At 44.3% G+C, this 21805-nt stretch carries 16 protein-coding genes; 6 read left to right on the forward strand and 10 right to left on the reverse strand.

Annotated elements, in window-relative coordinates; genetic code table 11:
* Positions 1-497: 497 nt before the first annotated feature.
* Positions 498-1280 carry a patatin-like phospholipase family protein gene (locus ACQY73_RS16945; protein ID WP_428668214.1) on the reverse strand — a complete coding sequence of 261 codons (783 nt, stop codon included), beginning with the start codon at positions 1278-1280 and terminating at the stop codon, positions 498-500.
* A gap of 145 nt (positions 1281-1425) precedes the next feature.
* Here ACQY73_RS16945 and nspC point away from each other — a divergent pair, with 145 nt between their 5' ends.
* Together nspC and ACQY73_RS16955 are read left to right on the forward strand one after the other, a co-directional pair.
* A complete protein-coding gene (gene nspC, locus ACQY73_RS16950; protein ID WP_428668216.1) occupies positions 1426-2583 on the forward strand; it encodes a carboxynorspermidine decarboxylase in 1158 nt (385 codons plus the stop codon).
* 126 nt (positions 2584-2709) lie between these two features.
* Complete coding sequence (locus ACQY73_RS16955) at positions 2710-3120, forward strand: RrF2 family transcriptional regulator (protein WP_428668218.1); 411 nt, start codon at positions 2710-2712, stop codon at positions 3118-3120.
* A gap of 1 nt (position 3121) precedes the next feature.
* Here the strand turns inward: ACQY73_RS16955 and ACQY73_RS16960 are convergent, their stop codons facing one another.
* Complete coding sequence (locus ACQY73_RS16960) at positions 3122-6430, reverse strand: DUF559 domain-containing protein (protein ID WP_428668483.1); 3309 nt, start codon at positions 6428-6430, stop codon at positions 3122-3124.
* 323 nt (positions 6431-6753) lie between these two features.
* Between ACQY73_RS16960 and ACQY73_RS16965 the strand changes: the two genes are divergently transcribed.
* The 4 genes from ACQY73_RS16965 to ACQY73_RS16980 all read left to right on the forward strand — a co-directional run bounded on the left by ACQY73_RS16965 (position 6754) and on the right by ACQY73_RS16980 (position 11496).
* Positions 6754-8073 carry a Gfo/Idh/MocA family protein gene (locus ACQY73_RS16965; RefSeq protein ID WP_428668220.1) on the forward strand — a complete coding sequence of 440 codons (1320 nt, stop codon included), beginning with the start codon at positions 6754-6756 and terminating at the stop codon, positions 8071-8073.
* 95 nt (positions 8074-8168) lie between these two features.
* A complete protein-coding gene (locus ACQY73_RS16970) occupies positions 8169-9233 on the forward strand; it encodes a 6-bladed beta-propeller (protein ID WP_428668222.1) in 1065 nt (354 codons plus the stop codon).
* Between the two features lie 84 nt (positions 9234-9317).
* Entirely contained in the window at positions 9318-10655 is a 1338-nt protein-coding gene (locus ACQY73_RS16975) for a flavin monoamine oxidase family protein (protein ID WP_428668224.1), read from the forward strand.
* Positions 10656-10743: 88 nt separating this feature from the next.
* Positions 10744-11496 carry a hypothetical protein gene (locus ACQY73_RS16980; protein ID WP_428668226.1) on the forward strand — a complete coding sequence of 251 codons (753 nt, stop codon included), beginning with the start codon at positions 10744-10746 and terminating at the stop codon, positions 11494-11496.
* A 1-nt stretch (position 11497) separates the two neighbouring features.
* On the opposite strand, the gene ACQY73_RS16985 is transcribed toward ACQY73_RS16980, so the two are convergent.
* The 8 genes from ACQY73_RS16985 to ACQY73_RS17020 all read right to left on the reverse strand — a co-directional run bounded on the left by ACQY73_RS16985 (position 11498) and on the right by ACQY73_RS17020 (position 21727).
* Positions 11498-12478, reverse strand: coding sequence for a 3-oxoacyl-ACP synthase III family protein (locus ACQY73_RS16985; protein WP_428668228.1), 981 nt, complete (start codon positions 12476-12478; stop codon positions 11498-11500).
* A 6-nt stretch (positions 12479-12484) separates the two neighbouring features.
* Complete coding sequence (locus ACQY73_RS16990) at positions 12485-13774, reverse strand: F390 synthetase-related protein (RefSeq protein ID WP_428668230.1); 1290 nt, start codon at positions 13772-13774, stop codon at positions 12485-12487.
* 49 nt (positions 13775-13823) lie between these two features.
* Positions 13824-14723 (reverse strand): MBL fold metallo-hydrolase, encoded by a 900-nt coding sequence (locus ACQY73_RS16995; RefSeq protein WP_428668232.1) that lies wholly within the window; start codon positions 14721-14723, stop codon positions 13824-13826.
* Positions 14699-15697: an NAD-dependent epimerase/dehydratase family protein gene (locus ACQY73_RS17000; RefSeq protein WP_428668234.1), complete on the reverse strand. Its 999-nt coding sequence runs from the start codon at positions 15695-15697 to the stop codon at positions 14699-14701. Before ACQY73_RS17000 ends, ACQY73_RS16995 begins: the two co-directional genes overlap by 25 nt.
* 8 nt (positions 15698-15705) lie before the next feature.
* Positions 15706-17634: a hypothetical protein gene (locus ACQY73_RS17005; RefSeq protein WP_428668236.1), complete on the reverse strand. Its 1929-nt coding sequence runs from the start codon at positions 17632-17634 to the stop codon at positions 15706-15708.
* A gap of 31 nt (positions 17635-17665) precedes the next feature.
* A complete protein-coding gene (locus ACQY73_RS17010) occupies positions 17666-20032 on the reverse strand; it encodes an ELWxxDGT repeat protein (protein WP_428668238.1) in 2367 nt (788 codons plus the stop codon).
* A gap of 114 nt (positions 20033-20146) precedes the next feature.
* Complete coding sequence (locus ACQY73_RS17015; RefSeq protein ID WP_428668240.1) at positions 20147-21244, reverse strand: alpha/beta hydrolase; 1098 nt, start codon at positions 21242-21244, stop codon at positions 20147-20149.
* Positions 21245-21340: 96 nt separating this feature from the next.
* Positions 21341-21727 carry a hypothetical protein gene (locus ACQY73_RS17020; RefSeq protein WP_428668242.1) on the reverse strand — a complete coding sequence of 129 codons (387 nt, stop codon included), beginning with the start codon at positions 21725-21727 and terminating at the stop codon, positions 21341-21343.
* Positions 21728-21805: the final 78 nt, after the last annotated feature.

Below are 21805 nucleotides of genomic sequence, written 5' to 3' on the forward strand. Positions count from 1 at the left end.
CAATAAAAACCACCAACAAAACAAAATTGTTTTGCCAAATAGTCATTCGCAGAATTTAGCCTGATTCTATACCGCGAATAAAGCCGGAGGAGGAGAGTTTAAAGTAGAGTTAAAATTCATAGGGTGTTTTTAGTTAGGTTAAGAAAATTTCCAGTTGTAAAGTAAAATAAAGAATATAACAATTCAAACAGGGAGGAAATTAGTTCAAAAGTAAACTTTGCCAAAAAAAAGAACGAGATTACTTGTATTCACAGAAGAAAATATTGTCAAAAAAGGCCTTTTTAAGCAAAATTTCTAAGGAATTGGGGGCAATTGACACGATAAATTATTATCCTGAAACCGTTAGTTTTTTTTTAAAAAAAATGCGAAAATTCTTTAAAAAGTACAATAAAAACTTTATAAAAAATCAATTTAAAATTAAAAAAAATGTGCTTTTGAGAGGATTTGGTCTAAAAAAAATAGGCATTCGTCTACTTTCACCCTATCTCGAGTAGCCTTTATTGATTAAACAAATTACAGTATTTGTCTAGTAGGCTTAACTTATCAGGAGATTTTAGCACAGAATTATACCCGGTTAAGAAAATTTCACGGGCTTTACGAACATCAAATATGTCATACTTCCCTACTTCTTTGGGTTCGAACATCAATTGACACTGTTGAGTCCGTTCCTGTGTTTTATTACGAACGGCCAACAACAGACTGCGCTCTATCACCGTGCGCATTGACCGAATTGGCTTATCCAAAGAATGGGGGTTACAATTAGCGCCAATCAAAAATTCTATGCCTTTATCCAGGAGAGGTTCGATAGGTAAATTATTTAATACCGCTCCGTCTACAAACAATCGCCTGTTGTAACGAATAGGCTCAAAAATTCCCGGTAAACAGCTCGACGCCATCAGAGGGCGGATCAGTTCTCCTGACTGAAAATACACAGTTTCTCCCACTTCTATGTCCGTTGCCGTTACGGTCAACGGAATCTTTAAGCTTTCAAATGAATTGTGGGGTAACAACTCCATGTAAAGTTCTTCCACTTTGTCCATTTTCAGAAGCCCCGGCCCCTTAAACGAAGGCCTCAAGTATTTTAAAAAATTGATTTTCAATAATTTATCCAAGACTTCATCCGGGCTATACCCATGCGAAACAAGTGCCCCGACAATAGCCCCGGCGCTCGTGCCGGCAATAGCGGTAAACTCTACTCTTCGCTCCTGTAAAGCTTTAATAACTCCGAGGTGCATGATTCCTCTTGCTCCCCCTCCTGACAGTACCAGCCCTATTTTCATTGAATACAAAACGGTTTTATGGCTTGTAAATTAACAAATCAATTCATGGTTTATAACCGATTTAACAAACGAACTCCTGCAAATAAATGTTTCCTGCACGATTTACTTACCTTTGCACCATCATTTATTATTCTTAATTATAGTTATGCCCATTGATTTTGCTCAAATTCCATCGCCTTGTTTCGTTCTGGAAGAACGTCTTCTGCGGCAGAACCTTCAGCTTATCCGCAGTGTAATGGATGAAGCCGGATGCCATATCATACTGGCATTGAAGGGATTTTCAATGTATAGCGCCTTTCCGATTGTGAGTGAATATCTGCCCGGCGCAACGGCAAGTTCATTAAACGAAATCAAGCTTATTAATGATTATTTAGGCTTTCAATCACATACCTATATCCCCGCGTATCAAGATGAAGAATTTGATGAAGTAATGAACCGCAGCAGCCATCTTACGTTCAATTCTTTATCTCAATGGGAACGTTTTAAGCAGCGGGTGAGCGATTATAATCAAAAACATCCCGAAAAAGCCGTTTCGTGTGGTATACGCGTAAATCCTCAGTATTCGGAAGTAGAAACTGATATGTACAACCCATGCGTTCCCGGGTCACGATTGGGAGTTACGCGCAGTCATTTTGGCAATACCTTACCGGAAGGAATTGAAGGAATTCATTTTCATACCCTTTGTGAAAATGGCTCTGACGTGTTGGAGCGCACGCTCGAAGCCCTCGAAAGTCGCTTTGGTGACCTTCTCCGGCAAGCCAAATGGCTCAACATGGGTGGTGGACATCTAATGACCCGTGAAGGATACGATATTCCGAAACTGATCTCTCTTGTAAAAAGAATAAAAGAAACGTACAACGTAGAAGTCATTTTAGAGCCGGGTTCTGCCATTGCCTGGCGAACGGGTTATTTGGTTTCAAGTGTGTTGGATATTGTGGAAAGCCAGGGAATAGAGGTAGCTATTTTAGATACTTCATTTGCCGCTCACATGCCTGACACCCTTGAGATGCCTTATAAACCGCGTATTTTAGGGGCTTATCATGAACCAATAGCCGAAAAACCAACGTATAGACTTGGGGGTATGACCTGCCTTGCGGGTGATTTCATGGGTGATTATTCTTTTGATGAGCCTCTCAAAATCGGTGATAAGCTGATTTTTGAAGACATGATCCATTACACAATGGTCAAAACCACTACTTTTAACGGGGTAAATCTCCCTTCTATCGGCATTTGGCAAGCGAATGATAGTTTCAGATTGGTTAAAAAATATGGTTATGAAAGTTTTAAAGACCGTTTGAGTTAATAATTGATAGGATATACGAAGTAGTTTCTATCAATTATGGCTTTAGCTATTTAATATATGAAACTAATCGAGTAAATTTGCCAAACCTCCCTTCGATAATAATTTACTCAATATTGTGACGACAACATGATCTCTAAAAAAGCAAAATACGCGCTCAAAGCCCTCAAAGTTTTGACCGAAGAATACGGTAAAGGACCCGTTCTTATTTCGCACATTGCGGAACGTGAAAATATTCCGAAAAAATTTCTGGAAGCTATTCTTCTCGAATTGCGCAACCACGGAATTTTGTCGAGTCAAAAAGGAAAAGGTGGCGGGTATCTATTACGCGTAGAGCCGGCAAGGGTCAATTTTGCCCAAGTGATCCGGGTCATTGATGGTCCTATTGCTCCCACTCCCTGCGTATCCCTTCACTTTTATGTAAAGTGCGATGATTGTATCGATGAAGCAACCTGCGCCTTGCGCCCCGTAATGGAGCACGTTCGGGATGCCAATTTGGGAGTATATGAAGGCACTACCCTGCAGATTTTTGTGAAATAATTTATTTCCTCATTTTCTCTTTCAAAAAGACCGCAGTGTAGTTGTCTGAAAGTTTGATCATTTCTTCGGGCGTACCTTCGAAGGTGACATAGCCTCCTGCTTCGCCACCTTCGGGGCCCATATCAATGATCCAATCGGCAGATTTGATCACTTCCATGTTGTGCTCGATCACGATCACGGTGTCTCCCTGATTCACCAGTGCATTAAGCGCTTTCAGCAATTTTTGAATATCATGAAAGTGCAAACCCGTAGTTGGCTCATCAAAAATGAACAAAGAACGGCCTTGATTAGGGTTTGACTTGCTTAAAAAGAACGCCAATTTTACCCGTTGCGCCTCTCCTCCCGAAAGTGTATTTGACGATTGTCCCAATTTGACATAGCCAAGACCGACTTCCTGAAGCGGCAAAAGACGATCTGCCAATTTGGGTTCGCTTTCCCTGAAAAAACGGATTGCTTCGTCAATGGTCATATCCAAAATATCCGCAATATCTGCCGAATGCTGGTCGGGGCGTTGATAACGCACATCTAAGATTTCCTGTTTAAATCGCTTTCCTCCACAAGCCTCACATTTAAGGTAAATATCGGCCATAAACTGCATTTCGATCTTCACTTGGCCTTCTCCCTGACACGTTTCACAACGACCACCTTCAATGTTGAATGAAAAATGTGACGGCTTGTAGCCACGTGCTTTAGCCAACGGCACTTCACTCATCATTTGCCGAATGTAATCATAGGCTTTAATGTAGGTAACGGGATTAGAGCGAGATGACTTTCCTATCGGATTTTGATCCACCATTTCGAGGTTGTCGATACGGTCTATGCTTCCCGTAAGATTGGTATATTTTCCTGCTTCTTCGTTGTACTCCCCTTTTTGGCGGGCTAAAGCGGGAAACAAAATCTTCCGAATAAGGGTTGATTTGCCGGAACCCGATACGCCTGTTACTACCGTAAACGTGCCAAGCGGTACTTTTACATCTACATCTTTCAGGTTATTTTCCCGCGCACCCGTCAGTTCAAGCCAATGCGTGGCTTTCCGGCGAAACGTTGGAATCGGAATTTGTTCTTCCCCGGTGAGGAATTTGATCGTATGGGATTTAACCCCTCCCCAATCCCTCCCCTGTGAGGGAGGGGCTTCTTTAAGAAGCTCTCTTTTAATTTTTTCGAGAACCTCATCTATTGCATTTGTTACCTCTTTATTTTCAAATCGAATAACATTAAAGCCCAGTTGGTTAAGGTGTATAGTACGTTGTGCATCATATTCCTCCTGATGTTGATGCACTTCTCCATCTAACTCTATTACCAATCTTTTTTCCGGACTTACAAAATCAACAATATATTTTTCAATAGAATGTTGTCTTCTAAACTTAACCCCCAATTGCTCTTTTCTCAAGTATTCCCAAAGCGCTTCTTCTGCCTCAGTAGGATTCTTACGATTATCACGCACGTCCTCTTTTATACTTTTCCAAGTTTCAGGAGAACTATGATAAAAAGGCCTTCCAAAGGAAGGATTTTCAGGGTAATTATCCCCCTCCCTAACAGGGGAGGGGCTAGGGGTGGGGTTCAATATATCCTCCCAGCTCCCCTGCCATACCACTTCTCCGCCCAGATTACCGGCATCGGGGCCAATATCTATGATCTGATCAGCGGCGCGCATTACTTCTTCTTCGTGCTCCACCACAATCACAGTGTTGCCCATATCGCGCAGAGCCTCAAGTACTCCCACCAATTTGCGTGTATCACGTGGGTGAAGTCCGATACTGGGTTCGTCCAAAATATACATGGAGCCTACCAAAGCACTACCCAACGAAGTAGCCAATTTGATGCGCTGAAATTCCCCTCCCGAAAGAGAGCTTGTCAATCGGTTAAGCGTTAAATAACCTAAACCGACGCGATCCATGTATTCCAAACGGTTTTCGATCTCGATCAAAATTCGCTTGGCAATGCCGTATTGATAAGAGGGTAATTCAAGATTTTTAAAAAACTGCAGTACTTCACTAATCGGCAATAAGACCAGATCGGTAATGGAAACACCTGCCATCTTCACATAACTTGCATCTTTGCGCAAACGCGAACCACGGCATTCGGGACAGGAGGTACGGCCGCGATAGCGCGACAGCATCACGCGATATTGAACCTTATGCGTCTGTGATTCAAGATGCTCAAAAAACGCATCCAGTCCTTCAAAGTATTGATTGCCTGTCCAAAGAATGTCTTTCTGCTCTTTGGTCAGGTCTTTATAGGCCCGGTGAATGGGAAAATCAAAACGAATGCCATGACGTAAAAGCGGGGCAAGCCATTCGCTCATTTTCTCGGTTCGCCAAGGCGCAACGGCTCCTTCAAACACCGATAAATTTTTATCAGGAACGATCAAATCAGGATCCAGTCCGAGTACTTTACCAAATCCTTCACATCGTTTACAGGCTCCGTAAGGGTTATTGAAGCTGAAAAGGTTAACGGTAGGCTCTTCAAACTTCATTCCATCCAATTCAAATTTATCGGAAAACTCGCGTCGTTCACCACCGATCACTTCTACGATACAAATGCCTTCGCCTTCAAAGAAGGCCGTTTGCACCGAATCGGAGAGTCGAAATTGCGTGTCTTCATCATCATGCTTCACGGAAGTCCGGTCAATGAGAATAAAAAAGCTTTCTATGGGCAATGAAGTATAGTCGTTGGTTTCCATTAATTCTTCAATGGATTTCATCTCTTTATTTACAACGACTCTTGTATATCCCTTTGACAGTAAAATACTTAACTCCTGCGCTATGGTTCTGTTCTCTTTTACGATCAACGGCGCCAGGACCATCACCCGCGTTCCTTCCTCATGGCTGAGCATAAAATCGACCACATCCGTTACTGTATCTTTCCGGACAGGCAACCCGGAGATGGGCGAATAAGTAACACCTACACGGGCAAAAAGCAATTTGAGGTAATCATAGATCTCCGTCGTAGTACCCACGGTAGAGCGCGGATTCCGAGTGTTGACCTTTTGCTCAATCGCCACCGCCGGCGACACGCCTTTGATGTAATCTACTTCGGGTTTTTCCATACGCCCCAAAAATTGACGCGCATAGCTACTCAAGCTTTCGACATACATCCGTTGCCCTTCGGCAAAAAGCGTGTCAAACGCCAAAGACGATTTACCACTCCCCGACACCCCGGTGACCACAATCAATTTATTGCGGGGAATAGCTACATCAATGTTTTTAAGGTTGTTGACGCGGGCGCCTTTGATGATAATGTATTGCTTCGGATTGAGGTTTTCGAAGTCTATGGCAGAAGTATTTTGTTGGTTTTCGGCTACGTTCATGCGGCTGATTGCTAAACTCACAAAGTTAGGGAAAGCCCCTTCAATTTATAACCCTCATTTACAAAAAATGGTTTGTTTACCAACGAAAACTGTTCATTTACATTGTTTCAAAATGTTATTGATGCACTGAGCTTTCAGGCAGTTTAAACCTCACACTTTATCTCCTCATTTTTTTGTTAAATCGGGTAGAAAACAGGTTTCAAACGCTTGATAGGTTCGTAACCAAATAGGCGTTTTTCAATATACTTACCTATAAAAAACAGTTTCTAACCTATTCATTACCGGAAACAAATCAAGGTCAACACCGTCTAATCCTAAACCTGATGAATCGCCGAAAATTTCTGGAAAAAAGTACTCAATTATCGATTGCTGCGGGCGCCTTTGCGCAAGCTACTGAAACATACGCAACCAACCGCGTGCGTACATCGGCCAATGAAAAAATCGTCATTGGCGTCATTGGCTGCAATAATATGGGCAACGGCATCATGAACCATGCGCTCAACCAACCCAATGTTGAATGCGCAGCGATCTGTGACATTGATTCCAACATTGGCAACAAACGCGCCGATGAAGTTGCCCGCAAGCAGGGAAAGCGACCGCAACTCTACGGAGATTACAGAAAATTATTGGAGAACAAGGCCATTGACGCCGTTATTATAGGTACTCCCGATCACTGGCATTGTCTGCCAATGGTGGAAGCGTGTCAAGCCGGGAAAGACGTGTATGTGGAAAAACCGTTGGCAAATTCGATCGGCGAATGTAACGTGATGGTAAAAGCCGCGCGCCAAAACAATCGTGTGGTGCAGGTGGGGCAACAGCAACGAAGTGGTGAACATTGGCAAAGTGCCATGAAATTCATTCAATCGGGCGGTATCGGAAACCTGCGAAAAGTCCACAGTTGGGCCAATTTTAATTATGCCATCGGCTCGCCCAAAGTTCCCGACGAACCTGTTCCTGCCGGCATTGATTATGAACAATGGCTTGGACCCGCTCCGCAACGAAGTTATAATCGAACACGCCACCACGGTTCCTGGCGATTTTTTTGGGATTACGGCGGCGGCCTCATGACCGACTGGGGCGCTCACTTATTGGATATTGCATTATGGGCCAAAAACATCAAAATGCCGCCGCAGTCGGTAATAGCCACAGGAGGCAATTTTTATTCTCCGGACTTTAATCACGAAGCCTTTGATACATTGAGCGTTATGTATCAACTTCCCGATTATACCATTTCCTGGGAACAAACTGCCGGTATCCAAACCGGGCCTTATGGCCGCTCGTATGGGTTGGCCTTTATTGGCAATGATGCCACACTCGTGATAGATCGTGGTGGTTGGGAGCTTTTCCCCGAAATCGACAAAAATGGCTATAAAGTCCCGGCGCTTCCCAAAAGATACGGCAAAGAAACCCATGAAGAACACGTCAGAAATTGGTTGGAATGTATCAAAAGTCGTAAAGACCCTAACTGCCCCATTGAGAATGGCCGATTGGTGGCGTTATACGCACACGCCGGCAATATTGCCTTACGCACTAATTCGCGTTTGGAATGGAGCGAAGCATCGCAATCCTTTGGCAAAAATGAAGCGGCCAATGCACTCATTACGCCCGCTTATCGTAAGCCTTGGGTATTTCCAAAACTATAATGCTGATTACCTAAAAGTGTTAAAAAGCAAAACCTATTATAAGAAGTAAAAAACGGATTCAAATCGCTTTTTGCTAAAAACGTACGCTCCAAACAATGAACCTTTCTACCTCTCGCCGCGATTTTGTCAAAGCAGCCGCAACTACGCTGTTGGCACCTTCTATTATCACTTCCGTGAAAGCCCAACCTACCGCTGATACGATCATCGGTCATGGATCGCATCGCTACAAAATCAATGCGGATTGGGGTAAATTGGATGCGGCTAAGTTTCCTGTCAAAAACTGCCATGAAATGGTCATGGACAGCAAAGGGCGGCTGATCATGGTGACTGACGAAACCAAGAATAATATCTTAGTGTACGACCGTTCGGGCAAATTATTGGACAGTTGGGGACATGAATATCCCGGCGGCCACGGCCTTACCCTTTGGAATGCCAACGGGGAAGAATTTTTGTTTATTTGTGATCCTAATTCAAACAAAGTCACCAAAACCGACATCAACGGAAAAGTGCTTTTCGTTATCGAACATCCTTCTAAAATAGGGGTTTACAAAGCTGAAGACAAATTCTTACCTACCGAAACCACCATCGGGCCGAACGGTGATATTTATGTGGCCGACGGCTACGGCTCTCAGTGGATATTGCAATATACTTCCAAAGGAGAATTTATCCGCAAATTCGGCGGTCCCGGCGATGGTGACGATCAATTTGCAACAGCTCACGGCATCACGGTCGATTATCGTAACAAAGCAAATCCAACGTTACTCATCACCTCGCGTGTTCATAACTCCTTCAAGCGTTTTACTTTAGATGGAAAATACCTGTCTACGATTTTCCTGCCCGGTGCGTTTGTTTGTCGTCCGGTGATTCACGGAGATCATTTGTTTGCGGGCGTTTGTTGGTCGCGTTTACGGTACATGAACCAAACGAACAATTCCGGTTTTGTAACGATCTTGGACAAAAACGACAAAGTTGTTTCAAACCCCGGTGGCACAAAACCCGAGTACCGCGACGGAAAACTTCAATTGATGGTGCAGGATGCCTCTACCGTGGGCGGTACATTCATGCACTGCCACGATGTGTGTATAGATAATGACGAAAACATTTATATCTGCCAATGGAACGCCAAGCAGACGTATCCAATAAAATTATCAAGAGTGTAATTTACTGTTGAATCACTGAACGCCGGGCAATGGGAAACTCTGATGTCCGGCGTTTATTTATAAATATATCTAAAATCCGACTCCATGTACGATGTCATCGTTATAGGCGCAGGCTACGCCGGCCTTACTGCTACGCGCGACCTATTGCGTGCCGGCAAAACGGTACTCCTCCTCGAAGCCCGTGACCGCGTAGGTGGTCGCGTTTTCACCCAAACCTTTGAAGACGGCAGTTACGTGGATCTGGGAGGTGCTTGGGTAGGTCCTACGCAGGATCGGCTCTATGCATTAGCCAAAGAATACAGTGTAGAAACCTTCAAAACCTACGACGCCGGAAAAAGCACGCAATATTTCCGAGGAAAAGTAAAACGTTATAAAGGCTTGATTCCCCCGTTACCCATTGGTGCCCTGTTGAGTTTGGACATGGCCATCAAGAAAATGAACAAACTCTCTAAAACGGTCAATCTTGAAGCTCCCTGGCTCACACCAAATGCCGTTCAATGGGACAGCATGACGTTGGCCGAATGGATGCAGAAACAAATGAGTTTTACGACGGCACGCCAATTTTTCAAAGTCGCCGCCGAAGCCATTTGGGCAGCCGACCCTTCGGAAATATCCATGCTTCATGCGTTGTTTTATACTAAATCGGGCAAGGATCTGGATATGTTGATGAACGTTAAAGGCGGCGCGCAGGAAGAGCGCATGGTGGGAGGAATGCAGACCGTAGCCAATCGCATGGTTGAGACTTTTAAAGATAATCTCCGACTTAATTCTCCCGTTAAACGCATTGAACATACCGCTGAAAGGGTTACGGTGAGCGGTGAGGATTTTTCATTTGAAGCAAAACACGTTGTGGTGGCGGTTCCACCGCCCGTTATCAATAACATCTCTTTTCAACCGGCCTTGCCTTCTTCCCGCACGCAGCTTACCCAACAAATGTTTATGGGAGCCGTTTGGAAAACGTATGCTATTTACGACCGCCCTTTTTGGCGTGATGAAAACCTCAACGGTTTGGCCGCCACGCCCGATGGCCACATTACGGTCACGTTCGACAACTCTCCGAAGGATGGCAGCAAAGGTATTTTAATGGGTTTTGTTTTGGGCAATCAGGCAAAGTCTTTCGCTGAACTTTCCCCCGCTCAGAGACAAGATCAGGCACTCGGCGCTTTTGCTACTTTTTACGGTGAGAAAGCGCTTCAACCGCTACGCTACTTAGATTACACTTGGACACCCGAAGAATGGACGGGCGGATGCTACGCAGGTGTACTGCCCAAAGGCGTCTGGACAAGCGTGGGAAAATGGCTTCGCGAGCCGATTGGGAACATTCATTGGGCAGGTACTGAAACTTCTGACGTATGGAACGGATACATCGAAGGTGCTGTTCGATCGGGGGAAAGAGTTGCAGGGGAAATTTTGGGGAAATAGTTCTACAACAAGTAAGCTTAGCATGGTTTTTTTGTGTTACTTTTCGGAAAGATTTGCTCTTCCGGAACGCTTTTAAACAGTACCTGCTATGAAACTCCTACTTACAGCCTTTTTGATTGGTCTTTCTCTTTCAATACAAGCACAGTGTCGCCCCGCTACAGCCGCTGAAAATCAAGCATATGAACGCGTAGTCAAAGAACTTCAACGACAATTTACCACCATAACTCCCGAAGGAAACTGGAAAGTGTTTGACGAAAAGCATTCGATGGGCAACCTCGAAGTAACCTCTGAATGGGGCGGATTTGTGCATCTTTGCACCGACCGTTATGACCTTACAATGGAAAGCACTGAGCTAATGGCTGCTCGCAAAGCAGAATTGGACACCATGAAGCCGGACAGCATTACGCCTCCTTCATTGTATGTACACCGCGATACCATGTATCAGGAAAATCCTAAAGCCATTGCGCAACGCGCCAAAGATACTTACTCGGTAAGTGTTGAAATGAACCTCGGCAATTACCGTCTGCAAGATATAGAAAGCGCCCGTATCGTCGAAAATGTTCAGAATATTTCAGTTCCCGGCAGTCCTATTGCGCTTGAAGTTCGTCTTAAACCTGATTTAAAAGGAGCGATTGGTCGTCAGGAAACGGTCATATTGTTGGGTGGTTGGAATACAACCCCCATTAAAAAAGGGCAGGATACGCGCTATCAGCCCAAGTTTAAGAAAGGCGGTAAATTGGTAGAAAATATCGTGGTGACCATTACAGCGCCCGCAGAAATGGCCCGCCAACTGGTTGCCAAAATTGACTGGAAAGCCATTGATGCTGTTTTGTTGAAATAACCTAAAATCTAAGCGTAATTGCTCCCAACGACAGCCCCGCCGCACTCCCGATAAGTAGAAGTGTTTTGCCGGACAAATCATTTTGTGCGTGAATCAAATCGCATAACCCCAAGGGAATAGAGGCTGAAATGCAATTGCCATATTGAGCAATTGTGTTAACCAATTGTTCTTCCTTCAAATGATACTGTTTGGCAAAAATCTCATTACCGAACCTACTGGTCTGGTGTGGAATTATATAGTCGTACTCCGTTACTGCGATGCCTGAAAGTTGCTCGTAGTTTTCCAGAAAAGGTACTAACTCCTGCAACGTGAGCGATATCAGACGTTTGCCTTCCATTCTGAAATAGAAAGACTCTTCAGGTGTATCGGAAGACATTCCGCGATCTACGCTCCCACCCGTGGGAATCCAAGCTAAATCAGCTCCTTCCGAATTATTGATAAAATAAGGTGCCGCAGGCTCGTATCCTTCGGCGCTTTTGGTTAAAATAACAGCAGCGGCAGCATCTCCCAACAATCCGTACGTTTTGGGATCTTTGGGATTCAGGGCACGCGAGGCCAATTCGGCAGAGACAATGGCTATGGTGCGAATATTATCGCGTTGAAAATACAAATGAGCAATATCAAGTGCATTCAAAAAACTCAGGCACGTAGCATCCACGTCAAAACAGGGAAATTTAGCCGATGTTCCCAATTCTTTTTTGATACGCCCCGCATTGTGCGGAATAGGATAATCGTAGGATGCTCCCGCGTAGATCATCATATCCAACGTTTCGGCAGGAATATTCGCGGCAGTCAGTGCTTTTTGTAAAGCTGTTGCCGACATAGAGGCTACCGTTTCGTCAGCCGCAGCCCAATGCCTTGTTTTTACTCCTACATTTTTTTCGATCCAACCCGCTGAAATACCTATTTGCGCCTCTAATTGAGCACTTTCCAGTGCAATTCCGGGTAGGTATTTTTCGATGGCCTGAATTTGAATTTTCATATATCGTTACTTAAACATACGCACTACCCGACGGTGTTTTGCGCCTTTGGCATTTATTTCATCTTCTCTAAATTCAACGACAACATTCTCAATTGCCTGTTCTTTTAATACATCTAAAATAGCCGTTTCTATCAGATGGCTAACCTTTTGTTTATTTTTCGGCTCCGTTTCCACTGTAACTTTCAACCGATCAACAGCCACTTGGGTAATTCTATAATGGCTGAAATCATCGGTAACGCGGGCAATTTTTCTCACCAATGTATCAGGAAAAATCGTAATCGTTTTACCTTTTTCTTCAAAAACGAGGACATCGTCGGCCCTGCCTTCAATGCGTTCAATTCCCAATAACGCCGATCCACACGGGCATGGTGTGCTGCGCTCCGATAAAATATCGGTCATCTCGTAGCGAATAATGGGCTGCGAAGTGCGCGTAAAGTCCGTTACAATGGGTATGAACCGACGCTCGTCCACGTATTTTTTTTTAAAAATCGCTACATCCTCATTGAGGTGCATAGTACCGTGTGTGCAGCTTACACCCAAAAAACCTTCAGTACATTGATACACTTCCGTAATTTTTATTCCAAAGATTTCTTCAATAACCGTACGATCATCGTCGTACAGTATTTCCGCAAATGAAATGATCTGTTGAGGTTTTATGTTTAATGTTCCTACCTTTTGCGCCTCCGCCAAATACCGTAAAAGCGACGGTTGAGCTGCGACAATATCAGGTTGTAAACGACCTAATTCCACCACTAATTCTTCTGTTTTTCGAAAAATATCAAAGAAATGAAACGCCAATACCGACGACTGGACCGAGCTGTACAAATTGCTGTTGGCACGCAGGAAAAAAGCTACTTTTTGCTGTTTAAAAATCGACCATTTCACCACTCGATGCAGCACCATAGCCACCCACTGCGCCCGTTCGGTTTTTGAAGCCAAAAACAAACCCCGTTTGCCGCTGGTTCCCGTCGAAAGCCCAACCGTAATTCCGTTAATTTCTGAAGCAAAATCTCGGGTTTCTTCCGCCTTTAGGGCTGTTTCCATTGCTTCCTGCTTCTTTATTCCAACGGTATTTATTGCATCAAAATGCTCCATGAACAACTCTTTGTACATTACAGGAAACTCATTCAATGGGATTGTGGCATACTTACGATAAAAAGGAGATTTAAGAATTGTTTTTTGGGCAAAATGTTTCCACTGCCGCTTTTGAAAACTCTCTAACTGCACTCTGTTCCGGAACGAACCGCGCAGTTTATTTCTCAGCAGAAAATAAAGAATTTGGAGTTTGAAATACATAATTCAAAAAGCAGACTTGGAAAGTTTTTGAAACTTTCCAAGTCTTGCATTAAGCAATATAATTCATTGTTTGCGGACAATGGGTAAAAAGCAGCCGATGTGTTGGAAATGTAGCTTGATAGTCACGCAAGGCCGCAAATGTAGCTTTATAGGCTTGCCAATCATCAAAGAATAATTTTACGGTCGGGCTTGGCAAAATATTGGCTTCTAAAGCGCTTTTTCGCCACGCAGCATCGGTTGCAAAAAACAACGTATGGTCGGCTGCGTGAATACGCACGCCCAACTGTCCGCGTGCATGACCGGGCAGATAGGCTAACCCAACCGTTCCGTCGCCAAATAAATCATGAAACTGAATGGAGGAAATTCGCTCGTCTGGATTTATAATCGCGCGCCGAACCGTCCATTGCTCGTCTGGATTTATAATCCAGACGTTTTCTGCCGCTGATTTGTAATCAGCGATCACATGCCCCCTTTCCTCCAAATCTTTTGGAATCAATGCTTTCACAATTCCGTGCCGCACTGCGCCAAACCCATTGACAGACAACACCTGTTTCAGCGCCTCGGGATGACAAAGAATGGGTATTTTCGGAAAGTCCAGCATCCCTGCTACATGGTCAGCGTGAAAATGGGAAATGATCATGCCACTCAGATCCAACGGTTTTATACCCAATTGTGCCAACTTAGAAACCGCCGTTTCTTCGTCTCTGATAAAAGCAGGTGTAGCCCAACCGTAAAATTTATCAGGAAAATGCCGCGTCGCTTCCAGAAATCGGGGCGAATAACCGGTATCAAAAAGGTATAAGCCGTGCGTTGGATGTTCGATCAACAGCCAAGTAGCATAGAATTTAGCTTTTCCATGACCGTTTTTGGGGTCTACGATCCAATCATGGGCAGTACAATATCCCGACGCAAAAATGCGATAGGTTACAGTTGTTGGTTTCGATACCATTCAATAAATTCAATAATGCCTTCGCGAGTTGTTTGTACAGGTTGATAAGTCAGTAATGCTTTTGCTTTCGAAATATCCATCGTCAGTGATTTCGCCAAAACGCCAATGCCGTAGCGGGTAAGCGTTGGTTCAGAACCACCGGTAATTTTGGCTTTTAATTCCATTAATTTAGCAAACGCATCTGCCATTCCCAAAGGAACGTGTTGGCTCACAGGCGTTAAACCGAGTTTCGTCAACAAAAAATTGATCTCATCCCATAATATAACAGGTTCTCCATTGGTGATATTGTACGCCTGCCCATACGCCTCTTTGGGTGCATAAAGCGCACAAATAACCGCTTCAATGACGTTTCGCGCCGTTGTCAGATCGACTACGTTGCGCCCATCACCAATGATCTTGAGACGGCCGCTTTGGTAGGCTTTTAATAATCTTGGAAAAATAACGGTATCCTCTTCCCCAATAATTGCGCGCGGGCGCAGAGCGATGGTTTGAAATGTCGGTGAATTTTGGCGCAACACTTCCATTTCCGCTTCCCACTTGGTAGCGGCATATTCGTTTACCGGTTTTGAAGGTAACGGATCATTTTCCGAAACGTGAAAACGGTGCCGACCATCGTAATAAATGCTTGGAGTAGAGATGAAAACAAACTTCTTAACGCCTGATTTTCGGCCGGTATTTAATAGGTTTTGGGTAGTACGAATGTTGGCTTTTACAAATTCTTCCCGCTTTCCCCACGGCGCCGACAAGGCAGCGCAATGGACAATAACATCTGCATTTTCGAGCAATGCTCTACAGAAATTCTCATCCAGCAAATCGCCCGCTTGGTATTGACAATGCAACTGTTCAAATTCGGCTTTCCGTTCACTACGGCGACCGGTTCCAATTACCTCTATCGCCCTTTTATGTTGCGTAAGGTATTTTAACAAACGTCCGCCCAAAAACCCTGATGCTCCGGTGACAACGATTTTTTGCATTCACGAAGCTAAATCTTAAAAAGTGAATATGCTAGGTTTCGGGTAGAAGATACATCAAAAATATGCGTGGTTTCTGAGTTGGGCACCTTGACGCGAATCTTATAATTAAGCGTACCTATCGGCAGTCTCCCGGCTAAATGCGTAAACAAAAAGGTTTTTTGCTCTTCATTGTAAGACCCCAATACCATCGGAAAAGCCTCATTATTTTGATAAAAGCCACCCATCCACCAGCCATTATAATGCGCTTCGTAGGGCGTTTTAGGATACCCTCCTGTGATCCAGGTTTGTCCTCCGTCGGTACTTATGTCGGTAAAAACCAAGGTTTGCTTTTCAATATGTGTCTTGTAAGGCGCTATTTTTTTCTGAGCCAAAATAATACTTTCGCGCACCATTGGGTTCACCTTACCAACGGTATTGGCCTCCCAATTTACGATGCCATAATTCTGTAAATTAGCAAATCCCACAAGCGCATCATAGATCCGTTGCTCAAAAATATCCGTTGTTGCCAATGAATAAGGGCTGAAATTATACGTGCGGGGCGTTGGCTCCCAATTGATAAATCCGAGTTTGGTAGGTTCATGATAACGCGCGCAATACATGGTATTCCAAATGAGAAGCAGAAAATGGTCGTCGGTTTGCCAAACAAGTTCCGGCGAAGAAGTCGTCATTTCTATCGTATGCGTGCCTACCGGAAAAGTAACTTCGGCAAAGCCGCGCCAATGCTGAAAAGTAACACGATAGGCTTGGTCAGCCGCCCGCAGGCTGCCATCCTGAGCATGCAACGTAACACGCACGCGGCGATTTCCGGTAGAAGCATCGGAGCCAATATCCACAATATCGTAGCGCGTAGGCGCTCCTGCCGTTACATTGGTTTTAGGTGGATTTTTTAACCGGATGATATCAGTGTTCATCCATTGATTATACTCGGAATTGTATTGAAGAATAGCCCACATGGCAAATTGCTGCACAAAATCCCAAGCTTCCATGTAGCTCAATTCTTCGTTCAGTGCGCGGTTATTTATGTTGTTGCGCAGGTTCCAGATAGGATTGTTAGGATACTTCCAATTGCCGCCAATACCTCCGTTTTCATCAAATTGTTGAAAGATAAACGGGTCCATTTGGTTAATGGGACCGGCCCCGTATTGCCATATCTTTGAGTTGTTACTATATAATCGTGTCTTGTAGATAAGTTCGGTAAAAACGTAACTCCAACGATGCTGCACAACATCAAAAAATTGCGAATCGGTCAGGTCTTTGTAAGCAGGATTCGTGCCGCCATTGAACGAGTGTCGGTATTTCCCATTCTCCCACACCTGACGCCCTTTAAGGATGCCGAGCCATTCGGAATTGGAGAAGGTTTCTATATCCCACCGCAAAAAACCCATTTTGGCATCGCCTGCGTATTTTCCCCGACGGTCCAGATCACGTTCAGTAAGCAAAAAAGGATTCCATTTACTTGCTTCATTCACATCGTCAATGGTAACGGAGAGAAAAGGTGCATCAAAGCATTTGAAGCGCTGCCCTTGGGCGGATGTTGATCTATTGGGGTCGGGTAGATAAATGGGGTTGATGGGAAAGGATTCTCCGTCCACGGTAAAAGCGTCTCTGAAGGCACCTTCATTAATATCTGTGTAGCGATTCTCTTTAGGTTTGCCTTCGCCCGAACCGCCGAAAAAGGCTTTGAATCCATAATCTCGGAAGTCGGTGACATCATCCCAAACTACTTTTTGTGCTTCAAAAAGTTTGAGTAAATGACGAAATGGCTCGTTGGGAGCATTGCTGGAAAGGTCAAAATTTCCCAGTTTTTGCAGCGGCGTATATCCTGATGGGTAGCCTCCTTCATCGGGCTCATATACTACTTCATTAGGAATTCCCTGTCCATATACTACTACCCCCAGTAAACAATTCATCAGTAGGAAGTAAATCTTTTTTTTCATCGTTTGTACTCTGTCAATTTTCCCACAATAACTAAAATCGAACTCCCGTAAACAGACCGTTATTCAGTAGCCAAAGTATCTGATCAAGCGCATTCACTTCGCCGTCAAGGTTTGCATCTCCTGCCAAATAGCGGCCAAACTGACCGTTTTGCTGTTGCCAAACAATAACATCATTGGCATTTATTTCTCCGACCTTTGCCTTTTGCAGATCACCCGCATACATCATATAGCGATTATCAATATGTTTCTGCCCTATTGATGATACTCCGGGAGGCAGATAAGACTGCTGAATGCCGAAATCGTAAAAAAAACTGTCATACAGAAAAAGGGTTGGGGTAGCAGAAACAATGCCGATATGGTTGCGGTGCTCAATGGCAACGTAGTAATTCGTATAATTCTTCAATTTACTCGGGCACCCTTTCACCACACTCGAACCATCCTTCAGCAATACTGCCGCAGCTTTAAAGACGGTAGTAGAAGGATCGTTTTGGCCGGTACGAAGCGATACCAATATCCAATCCGTTGCATTGGCAGGATAAGAACTCATCGTTTCGTTCCCATCATAAAACCAAGGAGAACCATAATAGGGCTGTCTTGCAGGCGTAGCAAGCCCCTTAATCGGAGTTTGGCCCGGCAAAAGGCCTTTTTGGTTCAACAAGGTTGACATGGTTCCGACGCCCTTTTGGTAAGCCCCCTCCAACACTACATACAACCCTCCCACTCTTTCGGGATAAGGAATGGTAGTGATGGTAATTTTTGCATTACTTGAACACCCCGAGGACATCTGTGCAGCTACGTAGAAATCAGTGGAAGCCTCGGTAAGCATTGCATTTTCAGGGTCGTCTACAATGGGTCCCGCCAAACTTCCCCGCCGCCAAACCATCGTGACAAAATCACGGGAATTGGTAACCATTTTGGAAAGGGAATAAGGTCCTTTATGGCAAATTGTGGTATCTGTCGAAGCCAATTTGACGGTAGCACAGGGTACTAATTTCCATACTTCGCTTCCTTTTTTTCCATCATCGGCTGTAAAGTACACCGTATCCGCAACCGACATCATATTACTGATTCCACTGCCTGTTTTTCCGGGCCTCAATTCGGTCAGCGCAGTTGTGCTTTCTTCTTTACCATCAGATTTCCAAAGTTCGCGGCCATTTTCGCCATCGTCTGCGGTAAAGTAGACAATTCCTTTTCCGTCGGTAAAAAGCAGCGGCGTACTTGCAGACCATTCGCCACCGGGAGAAATGTTTCTTACCATGAATGTCCCAGCCGATGTTCCGTCTGACTTCCAGAACTCACGCCCTGTTATTCCGTTAGTGGCCGAGAAATACAAATTACCTCCTATATTTTTCAGGTATTGTGGACTACTGCCTATACTTCCTCCCTGCATATCGCTCACCAAGGCAGTTCCGTTTTCTGTGCCATCTGATTTCCACAATTGATAGCCGTTTACACCATTATTAGCGGAAAAACATAAACTTCCTTTAAATTCAGTCAAAAATTGGGGCATGGAACTTTTGCTTCCACTCAAAATATCTTTGACCAAGGTGGTGCCGGTAGCAGTTCCGTTTGATTTCCATAATTCATACCCGTTTACTCCATTGTTAGCCACAAAATAGAGCGTTCCGCTTACATTGATAAGATGCTGAGGGCTGCTGCTCGAATTACCCGGATTTATATCTTTCACCAACGCCGTTCCCGCAGCCGTCCCGTCCGATTTCCAAAGTTCATACCCATTTACCCCATCGTCGGCTACGAAATAAAGCGTACCGTTCACATTGGTCAGTCCCTGTGGATTACTTCCCGGTGTACCCGACACAATATCCTTTACTATTACCGTTCCTGCCTCGGTGCCGTCTGATTTCCAAAGTTCACTTCCGTTAGTTGCATTGGTAGCTACGAAATAAAGCGTGCCGTTCACATTGGTAAACCCTTCCGGCATACTTCCGAGACTACCCGGATAAATGTCTTTAACCCGAACCGTTCCGGCGGCGGTCCCGTTTGATTTCCAAAGTTCATACCCAAAACCAGACTGGTCTGCGGCAAAATAGAGAAGATTCCCGACACTGATTAATCCGGAAACGGTATTTGGCAAGTCGGTTATTTTGACCGTTCCATTTGTGCTCCCATTTGATTTCCATAGCCCAACGGCAGTTCCTTTTTCTTTGGCCGTAAAGAATAAAGTGCCTTTGTGGTCAACCAAAAAACGCGGGTCGCTGCCTAAGGTCGTACCGGGCAAAATCGGATCGGCAAGGGTATTAATATCTTTGAGAAGAACAGGGGTCTGGGCACGTATCGGCCCCGTAACTACCAAAATAACGAAGTAAAAAAAAGCATATGAAGTGCGCCTCAACAAATCATTGCCCCCGAAAGCCCAAAAGTGGACACGTTTGTTCATACGCATTTAATTGGCACAGAGTTTCTTGAAAATAATGGAAGCAATAGTGCTTCACCCCTAAAACCTGAGTAAAGTTTCAGGAGTCAGAGCAAGAAAAGTGCCAAAATGCGCTCTTTAGTGCGTGTCAAAAAAAAGCCACTCAACGGCTTTTGGGAATTCTTTTCCCCAACGAGCCTCAGTATGCTCGCCTTTGGGGTCTACAGAAAGCTTTAGTTGAAGACGATTGGAAGACCAGCCCTGCCGCTCAACAGCCTCTTTGAGTCGTTCGGTACTTGGTATCATAAAACGACCTTCTTTACCTCCTGCGTATACATAAATCTTCGTTTCCATCGGATTGAAAAACTCTATGGCGTCGAAGTATATTTTATCAGAAACCCACAACGAAGGCGAAAATATCATTAAGCGGCCCAAAATTTCGGGATACATTAATCCTGCATAGATGCTTATCAGGCCTCCCATTGAGCTTCCTCCAACGCCCGTATACCGGCGCTCAGGACGCGTGCGATAATTTTTATCAATGTACGGTTTCAGCGTCCGAACAATAAAATTTGCATATTTTTTTCCGGAACCCTTTCCAAATTTAGGATTGGCATAGGGGGCAAATTCATGCAAACGGTCCTCATCGGCATGGTCTATGGCCACAATGATCAAATTGCCTTTGCCTTGGGCGGTCAGAATGGCCATTTTTTTATCGATTTCCCAATTGCCATATACCGAACCATCCTCAAACAGATTCTGCCCGTCCTGAAGGTAAAGGACAGGGTAGGATTTGGAAGAAGTCTTATAATCGTACGGAAGTAAAATACGAATGCGGCGTTTACGGCTTAACTGCGGGATCTCGAATTGCTCAGAAACAACTTCTACGGTAGGGATAAGGCTTGTGTCAAAGGCGCGCCCGTCTTTGCGCCAATGAGGCACAAAATCTTTTTGGGCAACACTTTTCGTACGGATTTTACGGTTTTGGGGTGCTTCACCAAACGAATCCAGTTCTACCTGATCCCAACCGCCTCGGGTGTATTTATACTCAATTGGTTGGTCAAACAGGAAGTCAGGCGGAAATTGAAACTGATATTTACCGGGTTCCACCTTTTGCATTTGAAATTTGTCGATGTCCGGAAACCATTCACAGAAATTTCCCGTGACATATACAGGACGCTCGTCGTCGACGGGAGTCGTCAACTCAAGCGCCATAGACGCATAACGATTACTCATCTACTCTTTTCTCATAAGTTAGTGTCACATCAACACATATAAAAGTAGTAAGGTTCAGGGAAATTTTAAAAAAAACATGAAATTATTAACAAATGACTATTTTTCGGAAGATTGTTTATACCAATACCGTATCACTACTTTCTGTAACTCACGTTTGATAATCAATTCCGATAATGCTCGAAGATTATTGTTCAGACGATTGGGAATGTATTTTTTCAATTGCTTTTCGGTTAAATCTACCCGGTTCAAGACATTTTTCAACGTTCCTCCCTTTGCCAAATGCTCATCTAACGCCATTAGTATTTTGTCGCACAGGCCCTCAAAAGAGCAATATTCTATCGAATCCAACGCTAAGGGTATTTGTGCCGTCTGAAAATCTTTAGTTACTTGAAGCAGTAAATCCTTCAGCAGATCCGGCATGTTTAAATAATGCTGAATTGCTTCATTGGAATTTTGAATCAAATCATCCGATGATTGTTGCATAAAATCTAACTTTATAATGAAAAGATGTTGTTGCCTTCCTTCACGATAACAGACCGGAATTTCTCCTGCCAAAAGTGA

The organism is Runella sp. (assembly GCF_965279615.1).
Taxonomy (GTDB): Bacteria; Bacteroidota; Bacteroidia; order Cytophagales; family Spirosomataceae; genus Runella.

What these genes read in the sequence shown, in the direction of transcription:
- ACQY73_RS16945 (WP_428668214.1), bottom strand. Translation starts at nt 1,280, where the DNA reads ATGAAAATAGGGCTGGTACTGTCAGGAGGGGGAGCAAGAGGAATCATG.
- nspC (WP_428668216.1), top strand. Translation starts at nt 1,426, where the DNA reads ATGCCCATTGATTTTGCTCAAATTCCATCGCCTTGTTTCGTTCTGGAA.
- ACQY73_RS16955 (WP_428668218.1), top strand. Translation starts at nt 2,710, where the DNA reads ATGATCTCTAAAAAAGCAAAATACGCGCTCAAAGCCCTCAAAGTTTTG.
- ACQY73_RS16960 (WP_428668483.1), bottom strand. Translation starts at nt 6,430, where the DNA reads ATGAACGTAGCCGAAAACCAACAAAATACTTCTGCCATAGACTTCGAA.
- ACQY73_RS16965 (WP_428668220.1), top strand. Translation starts at nt 6,754, where the DNA reads ATGAATCGCCGAAAATTTCTGGAAAAAAGTACTCAATTATCGATTGCT.
- ACQY73_RS16970 (WP_428668222.1), top strand. Translation starts at nt 8,169, where the DNA reads ATGAACCTTTCTACCTCTCGCCGCGATTTTGTCAAAGCAGCCGCAACT.
- ACQY73_RS16975 (WP_428668224.1), top strand. Translation starts at nt 9,318, where the DNA reads ATGTACGATGTCATCGTTATAGGCGCAGGCTACGCCGGCCTTACTGCT.
- ACQY73_RS16980 (WP_428668226.1), top strand. Translation starts at nt 10,744, where the DNA reads ATGAAACTCCTACTTACAGCCTTTTTGATTGGTCTTTCTCTTTCAATA.
- ACQY73_RS16985 (WP_428668228.1), bottom strand. Translation starts at nt 12,478, where the DNA reads ATGAAAATTCAAATTCAGGCCATCGAAAAATACCTACCCGGAATTGCA.
- ACQY73_RS16990 (WP_428668230.1), bottom strand. Translation starts at nt 13,774, where the DNA reads ATGTATTTCAAACTCCAAATTCTTTATTTTCTGCTGAGAAATAAACTG.
- ACQY73_RS16995 (WP_428668232.1), bottom strand. Translation starts at nt 14,723, where the DNA reads ATGGTATCGAAACCAACAACTGTAACCTATCGCATTTTTGCGTCGGGA.
- ACQY73_RS17000 (WP_428668234.1), bottom strand. Translation starts at nt 15,697, where the DNA reads ATGCAAAAAATCGTTGTCACCGGAGCATCAGGGTTTTTGGGCGGACGT.
- ACQY73_RS17005 (WP_428668236.1), bottom strand. Translation starts at nt 17,634, where the DNA reads ATGAAAAAAAAGATTTACTTCCTACTGATGAATTGTTTACTGGGGGTA.
- ACQY73_RS17010 (WP_428668238.1), bottom strand. Translation starts at nt 20,032, where the DNA reads ATGAACAAACGTGTCCACTTTTGGGCTTTCGGGGGCAATGATTTGTTG.
- ACQY73_RS17015 (WP_428668240.1), bottom strand. Translation starts at nt 21,244, where the DNA reads ATGAGTAATCGTTATGCGTCTATGGCGCTTGAGTTGACGACTCCCGTC.
- ACQY73_RS17020 (WP_428668242.1), bottom strand. Translation starts at nt 21,727, where the DNA reads ATGCAACAATCATCGGATGATTTGATTCAAAATTCCAATGAAGCAATT.